The organism is gamma proteobacterium SS-5, from assembly GCA_009497875.2.
GTDB lineage: Bacteria > Pseudomonadota > Gammaproteobacteria > Chromatiales > Chromatiaceae > Magnetovirga > Magnetovirga frankeli.
The window spans coordinates 1830853-1847373 of the sequence record CP032508.2 but is presented as its reverse complement, the minus strand read 5'-3'; the positions used below and the strand labels follow the sequence as shown (position 1 = coordinate 1847373).

Sequence of the window (16521 nt, the reverse complement as noted above, 5' to 3'; positions counted from 1 at the left end):
ACTTCTGTCCTCAGTCCCCTGACTTCTGTACCACGTAACTCAGCGCATGACCGTTTTGCAGGGTCCACTGCAGGGCGTCTTTTACCCCTTCGGCGGCGCAGAACAGCAGCCTGTCGCCCAGGTGCAGGCGGGTCTTGAGTTCCGGCAGGAGCACCTGGTCGCCCCGTGAGCGCAGCATCAGAGGGATGCAAGCCAGTGGCTTGTCGCGGTTTCTGGGGTTGCGCAACAGGTCTTCCAGGGTCATCAGGCCGCCCCGGTGCAGGTGATGATAGACGGCGTAGGCCGCCTCCTCGTCCAGGGTCAGGTCCCAGACAAAGGGCACCTGCTGCTGCACCAGGGCGGTTATGCGGCTGATCAGCTCGCAGGCCCATTCGTCGTCTTGATACAGCGCCAGGCTCTCGAACTGGTGCAGCATGGGCGTGGCCAGCAACATGCGGATGCGGTTGGCGATGATCTGGCTGGGACGCATGAGGATGTCGGCATTGACCGCATCAAACAGCTCCGCATTCTCCTGCCGATTCTGCCGAGCAATGATAAACAGCTCCGGGTTCAACTCCCGCGCCGTCATGATGATGGACAGGTTATTGACGTCATTATCGGTACCGGCCACCAGCCCCACCGCTGTCTCTATGCCCGCCTGTTGCAGGGTGCCCGCCTCCGTGCCCCAGCCGGTAACGTGACTGCCCTGGGGCAGGCCGGTCTTGTCCGGGGTGGCCTCGATCACGGTGATTTCCACCCCCTCATCCCTCAGACGGCGATACACCACCTTGCCGAAGCGGCCAAAGCCGCACAGCACCCAGCGCCCCTGCTTGGGCGGGTAGATGGGGTCGTTCAGCGGCGAATAGACCACCCCGGTGAGCCAGTCGCGCAGCAGGTACAGGCCCGGTGACTGCATCGCCGTGGCCAGGTGCAGGGCAAAGGTATCGTAGGGGTCGATGATGTGATCGGTGCCGAAGGAGGCCATGTTGGCCTCGATCTCATGGGAATCGGCACGGCACAGCACCTTGATCCTGGGGTGCAGCAGCTTGCTGGAGATGGCCACCTTGAGGTTGACCTCGCTGTCTGAGGTCAGTGCCGCCACCCCGGCGCACAGCGGGTGGCGCAGGCCGGCCTTGAGCAGATTGGCCGGGCGCGCGGAATCCCCCAGCAGGGCCGGGACAAACTCCGGCAGGCCCTGCAGACGCAGGCTATTGATGCGCTCCTGAGCGGCATCCATCACCACCGCGTGCTGGCCGCGCTCAAGCAACTCCCGCACCAGCACCTCGCCGGTATCGCCATAGCCGCAGACGATATAGAAGGGCGCGCGCTGGCGGCCGACCTGGCGGGCGAAGCGGCGCTGCACAAAGGCCTGCTGCAGGGCCCGATCCTGCAGCAGGGTGATCACCGAGCCGATGGCGTAGAGCCAGACGATCACCGTGGCATAGATGGCAAAGATCACCCACAGCCGCTGGGCGTTGCTGAATTCCAAAGGGATCTCGCCAAAGCCTATGGTGGTGGCCATGTAGCTGACGAAATACAGGCCGTGGAAGAAGCTCAGCGGCTTGCCGTCGATGCCGGGGATCAGCACCAGGCCGAGCAGGGCGATGCTGAACACCACCACCAGGGAGAGCAGCGGCGTGCGCATACGCCGCAGGATCATGAAAAAGATGTTATCCAGCATGGCGGGCTGCCGGGCTCAGCGGCGCAGCATCACCGTTTCGATGATCAGCAGGATCACCGAGATGACATTGGCCAGCATGGCCCCACCGGCCAGGGAGACCACGGAGACCATCACCGCCGAGGTCAGACCGGCCTCATTGATATGGGCACCATAGGCCCAGACCGCCGCCGCTGCGGCCAACTGCAGCAGGGCCACCAGGCTGGTGGCCAGCATCACCGCCCCCATCTGGGTACGATCACCGAACTTGAGCACGGTGGCGATCAGGTTCACCAGGATCACCGCAAACAGCTCGAAGGCATGATGGTGCTCGGGGTCTTCTATCTCACCGATATAGAAGCCAAAATTCAGCGTCAACGCGAGCACGATGAAAAAGCCAAAAACCACCTTCTCCGGATTCATTGCACCTATCCTCTGATTGTTGACACCTTTTGCTGGGCCAGCCGGTTCGCTGGCTGAAGCGGGCTGGCCGGTGGGAGCCGCCCGCTCGCCGAGCGAAGCCGAAGCCGAAGCGACCGCCGGGCATTCTCGTACAGCCAGAGGACAATTGCCAGCCGCCCTGACCCTCTCGCCAGGCCGTTGAATCGGCGGCAATTCCGGCCGTATTCAGGAAAATCTGCATAACTCGTTGACAGAACAAGATTATGACAACAAAATTGCACCCCTGTGCTGGCTATGCGGCACGGCTTAATCCCGTCTATCCCGTCACGCGGACCGGGCAGGGGCGCAAGGGGGCACCACTGCCCTTTCCCGGTCATATAAATCAATAACCTATCCGGAGAGTGATAATGAGTGATACCAACCGATCGGATTATTGGCAGGCGAATGTACGCCTGGTAATGATCCTCCTCGTCGTCTGGTTTGTCGTTTCCTACGGTTTCGGCATACTGCTGTTTGAACCCCTCAACGCCATCGAACTGGGCGGCTACAAACTGGGCTTCTGGTTTGCCCAACAGGGCGCTATCTACACCTTCCTGGTGCTGATACTCATCTATGTAATCAAAATGAACGCGCTTGATAAAAAGCACGGCGTTCAAGAAGACTGATCGGGGGAATCATGGATCTGCAAACACTGACATACATCGTAGTAGGGGCGACCTTCGCCCTCTACATAGGCATCGCCATCTGGTCGCGCGCGGCCACCACGGGCGAATTCTACGTTGCCGGCAAGGGCGTTCACCCGGTACTCAACGGCATGGCCACAGCGGCCGACTGGATGTCCGCTGCGTCCTTCATCTCCATGGCCGGCCTGATCGCCTTCACCGGCTACGGCGGCTCCGTGTTCCTGATGGGCTGGACCGGCGGCTATGTGCTGCTGGCCATGCTCCTGGCACCCTACCTGCGCAAGTTCGGCAAGTTCACCGTACCTGAGTTTATCGGTGACCGCTTCTACTCCAGCACCGCCCGTCTGGTCGCCGTGGTCTGCCTGATCCTGGCCTCCATCACCTACGTCATCGGCCAGATGAAGGGCATAGGCGTGGCCTTCTCCCGCTTCCTGGAGACCAGCTATGAGGTCGGCCTCTATTCCGGCATGGGCATAGTCTTCATCTATGCGGTACTCGGCGGCATGAAGGGCATCACCTACACCCAGATTGCCCAGTACGTGGTGCTCATCTTCGCCTACACCGTACCCGCCGTGTTCATCTCCCTGAACCTCACCGGTAACCCCCTGCCCCAGCTGGGTCTGGGTGGCGAGCACCTGGCCAGCGGCATGACCCTGCTGGACAAGCTGGACCTGATCGTTACCGACCTGGGCTTCAAGGAGTACACCACCTCGAAGATGGGCAGTACGCTGAACATGTTTGCCTACACCCTGTCGCTGATGATCGGCACCGCCGGTCTGCCCCACGTCATCATCCGCTTCTTCACCGTGCCCAAGGTCAAGGATGCCCGTTCTTCCGCTGGCTGGGCCCTGGTGTTCATCGCCCTGCTCTACACCGTGGCCCCGGCCGTGGGTGCCATGGCCCGTCTAAACCTGATGAACACCATCCAGATTGGTGAAGTCGGCTCGGCGGAAGGCAACATGGTGTACGAACAACGCCCGGAATGGTTCAAACGCTGGGAGACCACGGGTCTGCTCAAGTTTGAAGACAAGAACGGCGATGGCCGCATCCAGTACTACAACGACAAGAATGAGGACTTCGTCAAAAATGTTGCCGAACCGGCCGGCTGGAAGGGCAACGAGATGGTCAAGGTGGACCGCGACATCATGGTGCTGGCCAACCCAGAGATCGCCAAGCTGCCCAACTGGGTCATAGCCCTGGTGGCCGCCGGTGGCCTGGCCGCCGCCCTGTCCACCGCTGCCGGGCTCTTGTTGGCGATTGCCTCGGCCATCTCCCATGACCTGCTGAAGAGTACCTTCACCCCCAATATGACGGAGAAATCCGAACTGCTGGCTAGCCGCTTCGCCATGGCCGGTGCCATCGTCGTGGCGGGTTATCTGGGCTTGCATCCGCCGGGCTTTGCTGCGGGCACCGTGGCCATCGCCTTTGGTCTGGCGGCATCCTCGATCTTCCCGGTGCTGATGATGGGTATCTTCAACAAGCGCATGAACAAGCAGGGTGCCGTGGCCGGCATGATCGCCGGTATCGGCGTCACCATGCTCTATGTGTTCCAGCACAAGGGGATTCTGTTCATCCCCGGCACGGCCTTCCTGGGTGATATGCCAGAAAACTGGTTCCTGGGTATCTCGCCCAATGCCTTCGGCTCTGTTGGGGCCCTGGTGAACTTCGCCGTGGCCTTTGCGGTTGCCAAGGTAACCGCGCCACCGCCGGAGCACATCCAGCACCTGGTGGAAGACATCCGCGTACCCAAGGGTGCCGGAGTTGCCACCGACCACTGATCTCGATTCCCTGAATTGAGTTAGAATAAAAGCCCCGCACCCGCGGGGCTTTTTTTTCGGGACTCGGCAGCCCCGTGGCCTGGATGCAGCGAAGCGGAATCCAGGGAGGCCGAGCCCAACGGCAACCCGGATGCACAAGACTTGTAACTCTTTGCGTTCTTTGCGTTTCCTGTAGGGGTCAATTATAAGAGTCTGGCCTATACTCCACGATAGTTCAATCTTTTCCTGGAGTTACGCCATGGCTACTGCCTATTCCTACATTCGCTCGCACAACGCACCCCGGAAATTCGTCACGAGGCTCGTGACGAATTGGGCGACATCGACCAGACCTCCGTGCTGGACGATCTTTTAGCCTCGCTAGGCGAAGCGGAAAAGCTGAAGGGGTTTTCGCCCAACCTGAGCTGGACGCACTACCGCACCCTGAGCACCGTGGAACAGCACGCCGAGCGACTGTTCTACGAGATCGAGGCCGAGCGCTGCAACTGGAGCCAGCCGGTATTGGAAAGGCAAATTCACAGCCATCTGTTTGCCCGCCTGCTCAAGAGCCAGGACAAGGCGGGTGTGCTTAAGCTGGCCAGCGAAGGCCAAACCGTTGAACGTCCGATGGACGTGATCAAGCATCCTTATGTGCTCGATTTTCTGGAAATCGAGGAATCGCACCGTTTGCATGAAAGCGAATTGGAAGCGGCGCTGATCGAAAAGCTGCAACCCTTTTTGCTGGAGCTGGGCAAAGGCTTCGCCTTCGTCGCGCGCCAACAGCGCATCAGCACCGAGTCGCAACACTTTTATATCGACCTGGTGTTTTACAACTACCTGCTCAAGTGCTTTGTGCTGATCGGCCTGAAGATGGGCAAGCTCACCCATCAGGACGTCGGGCAGATGGATATGTATGTGCGGATGTATGACGATCTGAAGCGTGCGGGTTGTAGGCCAACAGGTAGACCCACAGCTCTTTGATGGCCATCTCCGGGGTCTTGCAGCGCAGGTGTGTCATGCCGAGGGTGGTCTTGATGTTGCGCAGATCCAGCTCCACGTTCCAGCGGCACCGATAGAGTGAGGAAGTATCCTGTTTGGATTGATGCTAAGAAGTTACTTACTCACGTCTTTACTTCTTCCCCAACCCTACGTCCGAAATGAAGACCAAGCATGAAAGCAGTAGGGAGCATTACCTAATTGTTCCAGAGCAACCAAAGTGCCGAGGCCGTCCAGAACAGTAGGCATCGGTGGGCGATTGGAAGACGAACGAAAACTCAAGTCTGTGCCCAAACATCATCACTAGTACTGCTGCCATGCAGGGGTGAGCGTACCCTGAATAAACGCGTAATGCTTCCCACCTGTAAGGCAGTAAACGAAAAATGTAAACGGCGTCAGGGGAGATGACCGAAATTAACGAGACCTAACCTCGATTTTTCGATTCGTTAAACAGTTGCAGAACGGTAAGCTCTACATTCTATGGAGGAATTATAGGAGGAATAATGGGGTCTCCCATTATCGGTGGAGAATTGGAGCTTCCATGGTAACAAGCTACAAGCTGTTGGGGAGATTGTTCTGGCGTGGTTGAGCCTCATATGAGGCTAAGCTGCAATTAGCCTAGCACGTTAATTCAGTTGCCAGCCTACTTCAGTGTTTGGCTGTCAGATACACAGTAAGCGAATTTAAGGCATTGTTCATATGGATCAAGCATCAACAAAAACGATAGAAGAGGCTACTAAGACTATCCAGCTCTTCCATGAGGAGTTAGAGAGGCTTATTCGGAAATACAGGAAGAAAATTGAAGAACTCGAAGTCTTACTTTCTCCTGGGGAAGAGAAACTGTCCGGACGATACTGGAGAGCCGTTGCCTATATTGATTCGCTAATAAAGCTGCGACTATTTATTGAACAGAACTTTAAGTTTATAGAAACAATGGGGGTTTTATCTGTAACTCGCTATGTGTTTGAATTGTCTGTTTGGATGAAATTATTAATCAACGATGACAGATATGGCATTGTTTATCAGTACCAGCTCTTGGACAAACAGCTTCACTTTTATTAATTGTTGCATAAGTAATGGCAGTATATAATTGGCTGCATGAGCACACAGATCGAAATACGTGAACAGCGCCGTAGGGAGGTGGTCGAGGCCATCGTGTTGAGGCAAGAGCCTGTGCATTTAGTGCAGCGAATTTACAATGTGCCGGAACGCTCCGTGTTTAACTGGCTGTCTCTGTATCGCAGTGGTGGCTGGGATGCGTTACGTGAGGGAGCGCGCAGTGGCCGTCCGCGCAAACTGTCAACGGAAGACATGCGCTGGGTCTATTACGCGGTAACCCTGGGAAACCCGCAGCAGTACCAGTTCGATTTCTGCCTGTGGACACTCAATGCCTTACGGACGCTGATCGAAAAGGAACGCAAGGTCAAACTGAGCAAGAGCGCCGTCAGTCGTCTGCTGAGGCATTTGGGCCTCAGCCCGCAGCGCCCCATCTACAAGTCCTACCAGCAAGACCCGCGCAAGATCGACCGCTACCTCAAGGAAACCTTTCCCGAGGCCGTGGCACAGGCGCAGCGCCTTGGCGCGGCCATCTTCTTCGTGGATGAGGCTGCAGTGCGCAGTGATGCCCATCGCGGCCTGACCTGGGGCAAGATCGGCCAAACGCCCGTGGTGAAGAACAGCGGTGGCCGCTTTGGTCTGAAGGTGATCAGCGCGGTCTCGCCTCGCGGCGACATGCGTTTCAGCTTTATCGAAGACAAAATGAACTCGACGAAATTTATCGCCTTCCTGAAAAAGCTGCACCGTGATGCCGGCCAGCCGATCTTGGTCATTACCGACAATGCCCGCTATCACCACAGCAAGGAAACGCAGCGATTCATCGCTGAACAGGAGGGCAAGATACTGCTGGCTTTCCTGCCCGCATATTCCCCGGAGCTCAATCCCGATGAGCAGGTGTGGAACCATGCCAAGCGACGCTTGAGCCAACTTTCAATATTCAACCTGCGCGATATGAAGCGGCACCTGACGTCCATACTGCGCTCTATCCAGAAGCAGGGCTCGCTCATTCGCAGTTTCTTCAGAATGGACAGCACCCGGTATATATTGGAAGCCTTGGGATAAACTGCCAATACTTTTGCAACGATTAATACATGGATTTGGAAAGCCATCTTTTGAAAGAAATAGAGTTTTTTAAAGAGATTCATGCGAAGGAAAACGATATTTTAAAGAAAAAAGTGCTAGAGGCACAGAAAATTGTAGATGAGGAAAGGAGGGATGGGGCATTACGAAATGTAGGAGATAACGTACAAACAATGATTGATGATGAAGCAGCAAAGCGGCTGTGTATATACATTGATGATGCACTAATAAATGGCTATGGATATCAGGCTCATCTAATATCGCAGAAGGCGATCCCAAGTGCTCGCGAAGGAATAGCTAACATAAATAATGAAATCATGGAATTGAAGATAATATTACCGAAAGATATTAAAAAACTTGTTGCAGAACGTTGGAATTGGGAAATTAAAGCTAAAGATGCCGGAATGTCCGATGAATATGAGTTCATTTACTCGTACACAAGTAGGTTATTACATGCAACACCCGCGAGCCTTACGACAAATCAAAAAAACCTAGAGCTTAGAGAATTCGCTATGTTTTTGCGTTATATTGCTATTCGGATTAAAGGCTGCATTTCAGACGCAGAGAAGCTTCTTAATTACAATGAAACCGTGCATTGATTACTTGCCATAGTACGATCCTCAATGCCTAACAAAACCATCCATCGGACGCGCCAAAGGCGCGCACCGCTGAGGGCTTGCATGAATGGATCAGCGTGTCGAGATGAAATTGTCTAGGGCCAGAGGGTTACAAATGGCTGCCTGCCGGGTTAAAGAGTGGATTTGCTTGCCAACGAGGACTCGCACCGTCCGGCCTAGACCAAGCCGCAGGAAAAAGGGGCTGACAGGGTATGTTCACGCCAACAGACACCCAAGCCGTAGGCCATTTGCATCAAGGCTCAACAATTAGAATACACCATGGATCAAGACAAAAGCCTCATCCCCAAACCCGAAACCGAGCTGACCAGCAGCCAGCCCAGCACCCACCCGGTCATCAGCCGCATGACCGAGGGCCTGCTGGCCCAGGCCCGACAAACGGCCTTGCAGCAGGCGAGGTATCGCGTAGGCGATTATGAATTGCGCGAGCCGGATTATCGGCAGATCAGGATTTGGGCTGAGGCCAATGCTATGGAGCCGGAGGAGTTGTTGGCAATTTTGGCTGGTAGCAGTCTGGAGCCTGATGAAGATACGGGCGATGAGTTTGAGTCTATCCATTTCCACCTGCAAGACGGTGCCCTGCTCAGTCTGGTGTGGGACCTTGATCGTCTGCCCCGCTTTCCCGACCGCTGGGTCAAGGGGCTGCGCTTGTTGGCCTTGGGGTTCGTAGCAAAGGATAAAGGCGTTGAACGCGAAGAAATGACGCTGTTGCCCCAGGCGCCCGCCTTGCGGAGACTGGTCTGCATTTATCGGAGTCGCTTTCCACTGACCAAGCTAGATCTCATGGGTATGCCACTACTGACTGAATTGATTTGTCTTAGGACACAAATCCGCGAACTGGACCTATCGCCGGTGCCGGGACTGACTGAGCTGGATTGCAGGGGCAACCAACTGCGCGAACTGGACTTCTCGCCGGTGCCGGAGCTGACCACGCTGAATTGCGGGGGCAACCAGCTCAGAAAACTGAACCTGTCGCCGGTGCCGGGGCTGACCGAGCTGTATTGCTATGAAAACCAACTCAGCGAACTGGACCTGTCGCCAGTGCTGAATCTGGTTCAGCTGCGTTGTTTTGGGAACCAACTTAACGAACTGGACCTGTCGCCGGTGCCGAGGTTGACCGAGCTGTCGTGCGGGGGCGGCTTAATAGCGATCATCTTTGGTGCTAAAGCTGGCTTGGGCAACCAACTCAGCGAACTGGACCTGTCGCCGGTGCCGGGGCTGGCCAAGCTGCGTTTTGACAAACCCGTGGGCTACACGGCGCGGTTTAGTGTCGTCGGGCTGTCTGACAGCGTCAGTGCCAACCGCCTTGACGCCCAGTGCTTCTCGCCCGAGGCGGTATTCTATGAAGACTGGCTGCTGAAACATGCAAACTGCGACCGGCTGAGTCTTTTGCTTGCCAGTACAGTAAAAGGCCGCCAACAAGCGGAAGCCGAAACGGGCACAACAGACTATTGCAGCATCAAGCACATCACCGGTCGCGAAATTGTCGGAGCTTCCAAGGCATATCCTGCTGCCGGAGCTCCAACCGCCAGGAAAGACGATCTGCTGCTGGCGATTACCGGCGCGACCATCGGCAAGATCGGCATCGTCAACCGCTACGACAACCTCGTTTTTTCGGGTGACATGTTGCGGCTCCGGGCCAATGGTTCGATCAATCCCCACTATCTCCTGCTGACCCTGGATCACCACCTCGGCCAGGTTCAATTCAACCGCTGGATCACCGGCTCAACCAACGGCCATCTTGCCCCACGCGATGTTGGCCGGGTTCTGGTCCCGCGCCTTGCTCCTGAACAAGAAGAACAAATCGCTGCGCTGGTGGCTGAGTCTCTTGAAAAGCGGCAGGAGTCAGAACACCTCCTCGACCAGGCCAAATCCCGCGTCGAGCAACTCATCGAGGAGGCGGTGCGGACATGAGCGATAAACCCATGGACGCATCCTTTCCACAGGGTGAGTTTCTGGTCTACGAGGCCGAGAACGGTCGGGTGAAGCTGGAGGTCCGCTTGCGGGACGAGACCGTCTGGCTGACCCAGGCCGACATGGCGGACCTGTTTCAGACCACCCAGCAGAACATCAGCCAGCATATCCTGAATATCTATGAAGAGGGCGAACTGGAGCCGGGGGCAACTTACAAGAAATTCTTGTCAGTTCGTCAGGAGGGCAGCCGACAGGTGCAGAGGAGCCTGGATTTCTACAATCTGGACATGATCATCTCCGTCGGCTACCGGGTGAAAAGCCATGTCGCCACCCGCTTCCGCATCTGGGCGACTCAGCGACTCAAGGAATACATCGTCAAGGGCTTTACCATGGACGATGAACGGCTGAAGAACCCCGATCAACCCTTCGATTACTTCGAGGAGCTGACCCGCCGCATCCAGGATATCCGTACCTCGGAGCGGCGCTTTTACCAGAAGATTACCGATATCTACGCCACCAGCATCGACTACGACCCGACGCTGACCATCAGTATCGATTTCTTCAAGACGGTGCAGAACAAGATGCACTGGGCCATCACCGGCCAGACTGCCGCCGAGATCATCCACTCCCGCGCCAGCAGTGACAAGCCCAACATGGGGCTAACCAACTATCGCGGTGTGAAGGTGCGCAAACAGGATGTGACTATCGCCAAAAACTACCTGAACGAGGAAGAGCTGGCCGCCCTGAACAATCTGGTGGAGCAGTACCTGATTTTTGCCGAAGGCCAGGCCATGCGCCGGATTCCTATGCACATGCAGGATTGGATCGCCAAACTCGACGCCTTTTTAAACATCAACGACCGCGAGATTCTGACCCACGCCGGGAAAATCTCGCACGAGATGGCGAAGCAACTGGCGGAAGGTGAATATGAGAAATTCAGCCGCCACCGGATTACAAAAGCGGACCAGCGCGGCAATGACTTTGACAAGCTGGTGAAACAGTTGCCCACCACCGACAAGAAGTGAAGACCACGCCGCAAGAAGGGGGAGGAACCATGAATCTGACCAGCGAGGACAAGCGGCTGTTGGAGGAGCTGTGCCAGCAGCACGGCGTGAGCGCCGACAAGGTATTGAAGCTGCTCGACAGGGTGCGCGATTACGAATTCAAGGAGCGCCGCACCGGGGTCTATGACTCCCTGCGGGAAATCCTGAAATCGCAACCGGGAGGCGCGTCATCATGAAGTTCATCAAACTGACCATCGAAAATTACAAATCATTCCAGTTTGCCACTGAGATTGCCTTTCCCATGGCGGCGGACGGTCGCAGCATCTTTTTGATCGGCGGCATGAACGGTGCGGGTAAGACCTCGATCATGGAGGCGATCAACTATTGCCTCTATGGTGCCAAGGGGGACGAGATCTACCGCAACATCAACCGCCGCGAGAAGGCCAAGGGCAACGCCAATGTGGTGTTCGAGCTGGTCATGGAGATGGACGACGGCGCGGAGCTGATCGTCAAACGAGCCTGGAGCGCGGGCGCAGTGGCGGAACCCAAGCCCCGCGACCTGACCGAGCGGCTGGTGGTGGTGCGCGATGGCAAGCGGGTGTCGGTGCAGAACCAGGCAATCTGGCAGGATTTCATCCGCGCGGCCATCCCGCCCGGCATCACCCAGTTTTTCTTTTTCGACGGCGAGAAGATTCAGGAGATTGCCGCCGATGATCATTCCGAGGTGCGCCTGAAGTCTTCCTTGGAGGCGGCCCTTGGCATCCAGAATATCAACCGCTTGGCGTCGGACCTGGCCTACATCAAGCAGGAAGAGCGTAAGGGGTTTATTGAGATTTCTGACGAAGACCTGGAATTCAAGCAAAGCGAGCTGAAAAAGGAGAAAAGCAAGCTGGGGCGCAAGCAGCAGGAGCGCACCGGCTTGCAGGAGGAACTAACCGAATAAATAGGGGACGTACCCCGGTTGATCCCGGTATGAACTTTGGTACCGTAATATTGTGTAAGCCCCACGGCTAACGTCTTTCCCTAATAGGTAGGTAGGCTCAAGATAGCCCGGCGGTAGCGGTTTTGTTGACAGGTCCGGCATGTACTTGGCCAGATCGCAAATGATGGCGCCTCTTATGTTGTGGGCGTTCGGTTTGTTCTCTCACCAGAAGACGCCATCGAACTTTCCAAGGAATTGAAGAATTGGCTGGATCGGCCAGAGAACTACTTTACCTGGAAGGATTGAAAAAGGTGCCTATTTCTCTCTTACGATGATCAGCGCCACGAACAACCTGCGCCTGCTATGGGCCAAGCGACGGCTTCGGTCCTATCTCGACACCCATGTGCTATCGCTGAACGAAGAACATTGGTCGGTGCTGAGACGCCTGGCACAGGGGAAGCAGCGAATCCGGTCCGCATTGCCCCTGGACTTCCCCCTCGACGAGTTGGTTGCGGCACGTCTGCTGCGCGTTTATACGGAAGAGCTCAACCAATCCGCATCAAATGGCTCTGTTGCTACCCTGCAATTCGTGGAAGCCGTGAATATCGAGCTCACCTATTCCTGCGTGCTGGATTGTGCCCATTGTCTCCAATCGGACCTGCGCCATGCCGGCAACCATCAGTGGATCGACCCGTCTGCTGTAGAACACTGCCTGGTTGATGCGAGGAACCTTGGATTGGTCGAGACCGGCGTGAACCTCACCGGGGGTGAGGTCATACAGCCCGGGAGCAACCTGCTGGAGATTCTGAACATCACCGCCACGATGGGCCTGCCCGTGCGCCTCAATACCAGCGCCTGGTGGGGTGCCGCCGAACGGGTTCGGCTCGGCGATCACCGCTTCTCACCGGGCGACCTGCTTGATTACTTAATTGAGCGGGGCATGAAACTCATCGCCCTGAGCGTCGATGGCCGTTATCGCCAGTATCCCAGCCTGTGGTCTGCCCTGGTCAAAGTCCTGTCCCTGTGCGATCAACGGAAGTTGGCCACGGAATTGCTGTTCACCGGTGTGTCCGGACCCGATATCCGCAGCACGCTGGCACTGTTGCGGCACCAGACCGGCAGCCCGCTGGGGTCGGTCATCCCCGGGGGTTCCGATGTAGTCGATATCGAGGATAGCCGAAACATCAGCGTGTCACCACCCAGGGTTAGCGGTGACCTGAGTCAAACCGACTGCGCTCTCAAAAGGTTCTATCGGCCCCGCTACCTGCACATCGCCCCGGATGGCGGTGTACGCACCTGCATGTTCGCCAGTGGTGCCGGGTGGCTGGGCAATATCCATGAGCAATCCCTGTGGGATATTGCCAAGGGGTTTCCGCAGCATCGGCTACCGCGTGCGTTTGCTACGCTTGAAGTGACAGGCGATGAACCCAAGAGTGCGTCCCGGCCAAGCCATCCCTGTGCTCAGGCGATCAGCCTGGCGAACAAGATACTGGAGCGGGGTTCAGGACCAAAGGGGCAGAAAATCGTTGGCTCACCACCGCACAAGGTGGAACACCTTGGTGGCAATCCGCCCCGCTTTTCAACTGACGTTGTGGGAGTTCTTCACCACGGCTGCTTCTGATATTCTCACGCAGTCCGTCTTCTGAGGATTGCCCTGAACCACTGGCGAGTGAAGCATTTCTTAAGGGATGCTGAACCTTATTGTTTGTGAAACAGTGACTTTTTCCAGCTAAATCAGCGGTCATAAATCCTTATAATTGATCCATAGATTTTTCTTTGCGTTCTTTGCGTTCTAATTTATCCTTCCGGCCATGCCGGGTTAGGATTAACCCCACACCACTCTTTAAGGCCTGACTCCATGGAAATTGAACTCGAAGAAATCCGCGACTTCCTCGCCCAGCGTCCCCCCTTTGACCACCTGCCCGATGCCGCCCTGGACCTGCTGCTGGGCGAGATGAGCATCCGCTATCTGCGCCGCACCAGTCAGGTACCGCCAGAGGGGGACACGGGTGACTTCCTCTATCTGGTGCGCAAGGGCGCGCTGGAGGTGCACGACAGCACGGGCAAGCTGATGGAAAAGCTCGGCGAGGGGGATTACTTCATCCCCTACTGCGACAACCCGGACAGCGAACGCCTGCAGGCCAATGCCGAGGAAGACACCCTGGTCTATCTGGCCCCCTGCGATGTGCTCAAGCGCCTGCGCAGCAGCTCGCCGGAGTTTGACCACTTCTTCAGCGCCGGCACCAATGAGCGCCTGCGCCTGGCCATCCACCAGATCACCGATGATGGCGGCCTGAACAACAGCAGCCTGATGAATATCTCGGCGGCAGAGCTGTTCGAATCACGGGTGGTACAGACCAGCCCGGACAGCACCGTGCTACAGGCGGCACAGATCATGACCGAGCACGGCGTCTCCTCCCTGCTCATCACTGCCGATGACCGCCTGGTGGGCATAGTCACCGACAAGGACCTACGCCGCCGCTTTATCTGCCAGCGCCTGGCCTATGACACCCCCATTGAACAGGTAATGACCCCCAACCCGATCTATATCAGCTCAGACACCCCAGCCTTCGAGGCCCTGCTGCGCATGACCCGGGAGGGGGTGCACCACCTGCCGGTGGTGGATCCGGACGGGCTCAAGGGGCTGATCTCCACCACCGATCTGATCCGCTATCAGAGCGCCCACGGCCCCTATCTGGTGCGCGAGATCCTCCGCGCCGAGCGCATCGACGACCTGAAAAACAGTGCCGCACGCCTGCCCCGGCTGCAGATCCAACTGGCCGAAAGCGGGGCCACCGCCCATCACATCGGCCAGGTGGTATCTTCGGTCACCGACGCCATCACCCAGCGCCTGCTGGTGCTGGCGGAACAGCAACTCGGCCCAGCCCCGCTGGCCTATGCCTGGGTCAGCGGCGGCTCCCAGGCCCGTCAGGAACAGACCAGCTACTCCGATCAGGACAACGCCCTGATCCTCGCCGATGGATACCAGTCCGAGCACGAGGCCTATTTCGCCGCCCTGGCCAACTTTGTCTGCGACGGCCTGGATGCCTGTGGCTTCTACTACTGCCCCGGCGAGGCCATGGCCAGCAACCCCAAGTGGCGTCAGCCCCTGGCCCGCTGGCGCAGCTACTTCAGCACCTGGATCGAAAAGCCCGAGCCGATGGCGCTGATGCTCTCCAGCATCTTCTTCGACCTGCGCCTGGTGGCCGGCGATGCCGAACTCTTCGACCAGCTGCAACAGGGGGTACTGGAGCAGACCCAGAAGAACAAGATCTTTCTCGCCTACATGGCCGCCAACGCCCTGCAGCACCGGCCGCCCCTGGGCTTCTTCCGCCAACTGGTGCTGATCAGCGATGGCGACCACGACAACACCTTCGACATCAAGCACCGTGGCCTGGTCACCATCGTCGATCTGGCCCGGGTCTATGCCCTGTCCTGCGGCTGCACCGAGGTCAACACCCTGGACCGGCTCAGATTCAGCGCCGCCCACGGTGCCCTCAGCCAGGAGGGCGCGGCCAATCTGATCGACGCCCTGGAGTTCATCTCCATCCTGCGCATCCGTCACCAGGCCAAACAGCTCAAACAGGGCCAGGCGGCGGACAACTACCTGCCGCCCAATGAACTGTCGGCGCTGGAACGCGGCCACCTGCGCGATGCCTTCAAGGTCATCGCCGAGATGCAATCGGCGCTGGATTCGCGCTACCAGGCAAGCCGGTTCTACTGATGGCCTGGTGGACCTTCTGGCGTCAATGGCAGAGCCTGGAGCAACAACGCCAGGCCCTGCTCAAACACACCCCAGCCGGCCCCCTGCGGGACTATCTGGCAGTGCCCTTTGCCGACCCCAACAGTGATTTTCGGACGCTCACCTACACCGCCCTGGACTTTGAAACCACGGGCCTGGAGCCGCAGCAGGATGAACTGCTCAGCCTGGGCGTGGTGGACATGCGCGACATGGCGATCCACCTGGGCACCGCCCAGCACGAGATCATCGCCCCGCAGAACGACATCCCCGAGGCCAGCGCCGTGATCCACGCCATCACCGACGACCAGGCCGCCCTGGGCATCAGCTGCCGCCGGGCGATCGAACTCCTGTTGCAGCGCCTGGCCGGCAAGGTGCTCATTGCCCACTATGCCCGCCTGGAACTGGGCTTCATCAACGCCTGTTGCCGCCGCCTGTACGGCGGCCAGTTCCTCATCCCGACGGTGGATACCCTGCTGCTTGGGCGACGCTGGATCGACAACCGCAATCTCTACCTGCAACAATCCGACCTGCGCCTGAACGCCCTGCGCAACCGCTTCAACCTGCCCCGTTACAAGGCGCACAACGCCCTGACCGACGCCCTGGCCACTGCCGAACTGTTCCAGGCCCTCACGGTACAGCGCCTGCCGGAGCGCCATGTGCCGCTCAAGGAGCTGGAGTACCGCGGCAAGTATTGAGG

The 16521-nt window shown here is 57.5% G+C and carries 14 protein-coding genes and 2 pseudogenes; 13 read left to right on the top strand and 3 right to left on the bottom strand.

Annotated features, from left to right (window positions below):
- Positions 1 to 10 precede the first annotated feature (10 nt).
- Positions 11 to 1660, bottom strand: a complete 1650-nt coding sequence (locus D5125_13770; protein QFY90463.1) for an NAD-binding protein — start codon at positions 1658 to 1660, stop codon at positions 11 to 13.
- A gap of 15 nt (positions 1661 to 1675) precedes the next feature.
- Positions 1676 to 2059 (bottom strand): hypothetical protein, encoded by a 384-nt coding sequence (locus D5125_13765; GenBank protein ID QFY90462.1) that lies wholly within the window; start codon positions 2057 to 2059, stop codon positions 1676 to 1678.
- Between the two features lie 386 nt (positions 2060 to 2445).
- Here D5125_13765 and D5125_13760 point away from each other — a divergent pair, with 386 nt between their 5' ends.
- The 3 genes from D5125_13760 to D5125_13750 all read left to right on the top strand — a co-directional run bounded on the left by D5125_13760 (position 2446) and on the right by D5125_13750 (position 5456).
- A complete protein-coding gene (locus tag D5125_13760) occupies positions 2446 to 2703 on the top strand; it encodes a DUF4212 domain-containing protein (protein ID QFY90461.1) in 258 nt (85 codons plus the stop codon).
- Between the two features lie 11 nt (positions 2704 to 2714).
- Positions 2715 to 4499, top strand: a complete 1785-nt coding sequence (locus D5125_13755; protein ID QFY90460.1) for a cation acetate symporter — start codon at positions 2715 to 2717, stop codon at positions 4497 to 4499.
- A gap of 225 nt (positions 4500 to 4724) precedes the next feature.
- Positions 4725 to 5456, top strand: coding sequence for a YhcG family protein (locus D5125_13750; GenBank protein QFY90459.1), 732 nt, complete (start codon positions 4725 to 4727; stop codon positions 5454 to 5456).
- Here the strand turns inward: D5125_13750 and D5125_13745 are convergent.
- Positions 5422 to 5556, bottom strand: a pseudogene (locus D5125_13745) (transposase). The gene D5125_13750 and the pseudogene D5125_13745 sit on opposite strands and share 35 nt — an antisense overlap.
- Before the next feature lie 614 nt (positions 5557 to 6170).
- On the opposite strand from D5125_13745, the gene D5125_13740 reads away from it, so the two are divergent.
- From D5125_13740 to D5125_13695, 10 genes and pseudogenes are all read left to right on the top strand, one after another.
- Entirely contained in the window at positions 6171 to 6533 is a 363-nt protein-coding gene (locus tag D5125_13740; protein QFY90458.1) for a hypothetical protein, read from the top strand.
- 36 nt (positions 6534 to 6569) lie between these two features.
- The gene (locus D5125_13735; GenBank protein QFY90457.1) at positions 6570 to 7589 is read left to right on the top strand and encodes an IS630 family transposase; all 1020 of its coding nucleotides are present in this window, start codon (positions 6570 to 6572) and stop codon (positions 7587 to 7589) included.
- Positions 7590 to 7618: 29 nt separating this feature from the next.
- Positions 7619 to 8206 carry a hypothetical protein gene (locus D5125_13730; GenBank protein QFY90456.1) on the top strand — a complete coding sequence of 196 codons (588 nt, stop codon included), beginning with the start codon at positions 7619 to 7621 and terminating at the stop codon, positions 8204 to 8206.
- Positions 8207 to 8503: 297 nt separating this feature from the next.
- Positions 8504 to 10156 carry a leucine-rich repeat domain-containing protein gene (locus tag D5125_13725; GenBank protein ID QFY90455.1) on the top strand — a complete coding sequence of 551 codons (1653 nt, stop codon included), beginning with the start codon at positions 8504 to 8506 and terminating at the stop codon, positions 10154 to 10156.
- Between the two features lie 11 nt (positions 10157 to 10167).
- Positions 10168 to 11181, top strand: a complete 1014-nt coding sequence (locus D5125_13720; protein ID QFY91165.1) for a virulence RhuM family protein — start codon at positions 10168 to 10170, stop codon at positions 11179 to 11181.
- 29 nt (positions 11182 to 11210) lie between these two features.
- Positions 11211 to 11396, top strand: coding sequence for a hypothetical protein (locus tag D5125_13715; GenBank protein QFY90454.1), 186 nt, complete (start codon positions 11211 to 11213; stop codon positions 11394 to 11396).
- Positions 11393 to 12094: pseudogene (locus tag D5125_13710) on the top strand (AAA family ATPase). Before D5125_13715 ends, D5125_13710 begins: the two are co-directional and overlap by 4 nt.
- A gap of 319 nt (positions 12095 to 12413) precedes the next feature.
- Positions 12414 to 13703 carry a hypothetical protein gene (locus tag D5125_13705; GenBank protein ID QFY90453.1) on the top strand — a complete coding sequence of 430 codons (1290 nt, stop codon included), beginning with the start codon at positions 12414 to 12416 and terminating at the stop codon, positions 13701 to 13703.
- Positions 13704 to 13940: 237 nt separating this feature from the next.
- The gene (locus tag D5125_13700) at positions 13941 to 15806 is read left to right on the top strand and encodes a cyclic nucleotide-binding/CBS domain-containing protein (GenBank protein ID QFY90452.1); all 1866 of its coding nucleotides are present in this window, start codon (positions 13941 to 13943) and stop codon (positions 15804 to 15806) included.
- Positions 15806 to 16519 (top strand): 3'-5' exonuclease, encoded by a 714-nt coding sequence (locus D5125_13695; GenBank protein ID QFY90451.1) that lies wholly within the window; start codon positions 15806 to 15808, stop codon positions 16517 to 16519. The genes D5125_13700 and D5125_13695 overlap by 1 nt, the downstream gene beginning before the upstream one ends.
- The last annotated feature ends 2 nt before the right edge of the window (positions 16520 to 16521 follow it).

Coding starts and splice junctions, on each gene's coding strand:
- D5125_13770 (QFY90463.1), bottom strand. CDS start 1,660: ATGCTGGATAACATCTTTTTCATGATCCTGCGGCGTATGCGCACGCCG.
- D5125_13765 (QFY90462.1), bottom strand. CDS start 2,059: ATGAATCCGGAGAAGGTGGTTTTTGGCTTTTTCATCGTGCTCGCGTTG.
- D5125_13760 (QFY90461.1), top strand. CDS start 2,446: ATGAGTGATACCAACCGATCGGATTATTGGCAGGCGAATGTACGCCTG.
- D5125_13755 (QFY90460.1), top strand. CDS start 2,715: ATGGATCTGCAAACACTGACATACATCGTAGTAGGGGCGACCTTCGCC.
- D5125_13740 (QFY90458.1), top strand. CDS start 6,171: ATGGATCAAGCATCAACAAAAACGATAGAAGAGGCTACTAAGACTATC.
- D5125_13735 (QFY90457.1), top strand. CDS start 6,570: ATGAGCACACAGATCGAAATACGTGAACAGCGCCGTAGGGAGGTGGTC.
- D5125_13730 (QFY90456.1), top strand. CDS start 7,619: ATGGATTTGGAAAGCCATCTTTTGAAAGAAATAGAGTTTTTTAAAGAG.
- D5125_13725 (QFY90455.1), top strand. CDS start 8,504: ATGGATCAAGACAAAAGCCTCATCCCCAAACCCGAAACCGAGCTGACC.
- D5125_13720 (QFY91165.1), top strand. CDS start 10,168: ATGGACGCATCCTTTCCACAGGGTGAGTTTCTGGTCTACGAGGCCGAG.
- D5125_13715 (QFY90454.1), top strand. CDS start 11,211: ATGAATCTGACCAGCGAGGACAAGCGGCTGTTGGAGGAGCTGTGCCAG.
- D5125_13705 (QFY90453.1), top strand. CDS start 12,414: ATGATCAGCGCCACGAACAACCTGCGCCTGCTATGGGCCAAGCGACGG.
- D5125_13700 (QFY90452.1), top strand. CDS start 13,941: ATGGAAATTGAACTCGAAGAAATCCGCGACTTCCTCGCCCAGCGTCCC.
- D5125_13695 (QFY90451.1), top strand. CDS start 15,806: ATGGCCTGGTGGACCTTCTGGCGTCAATGGCAGAGCCTGGAGCAACAA.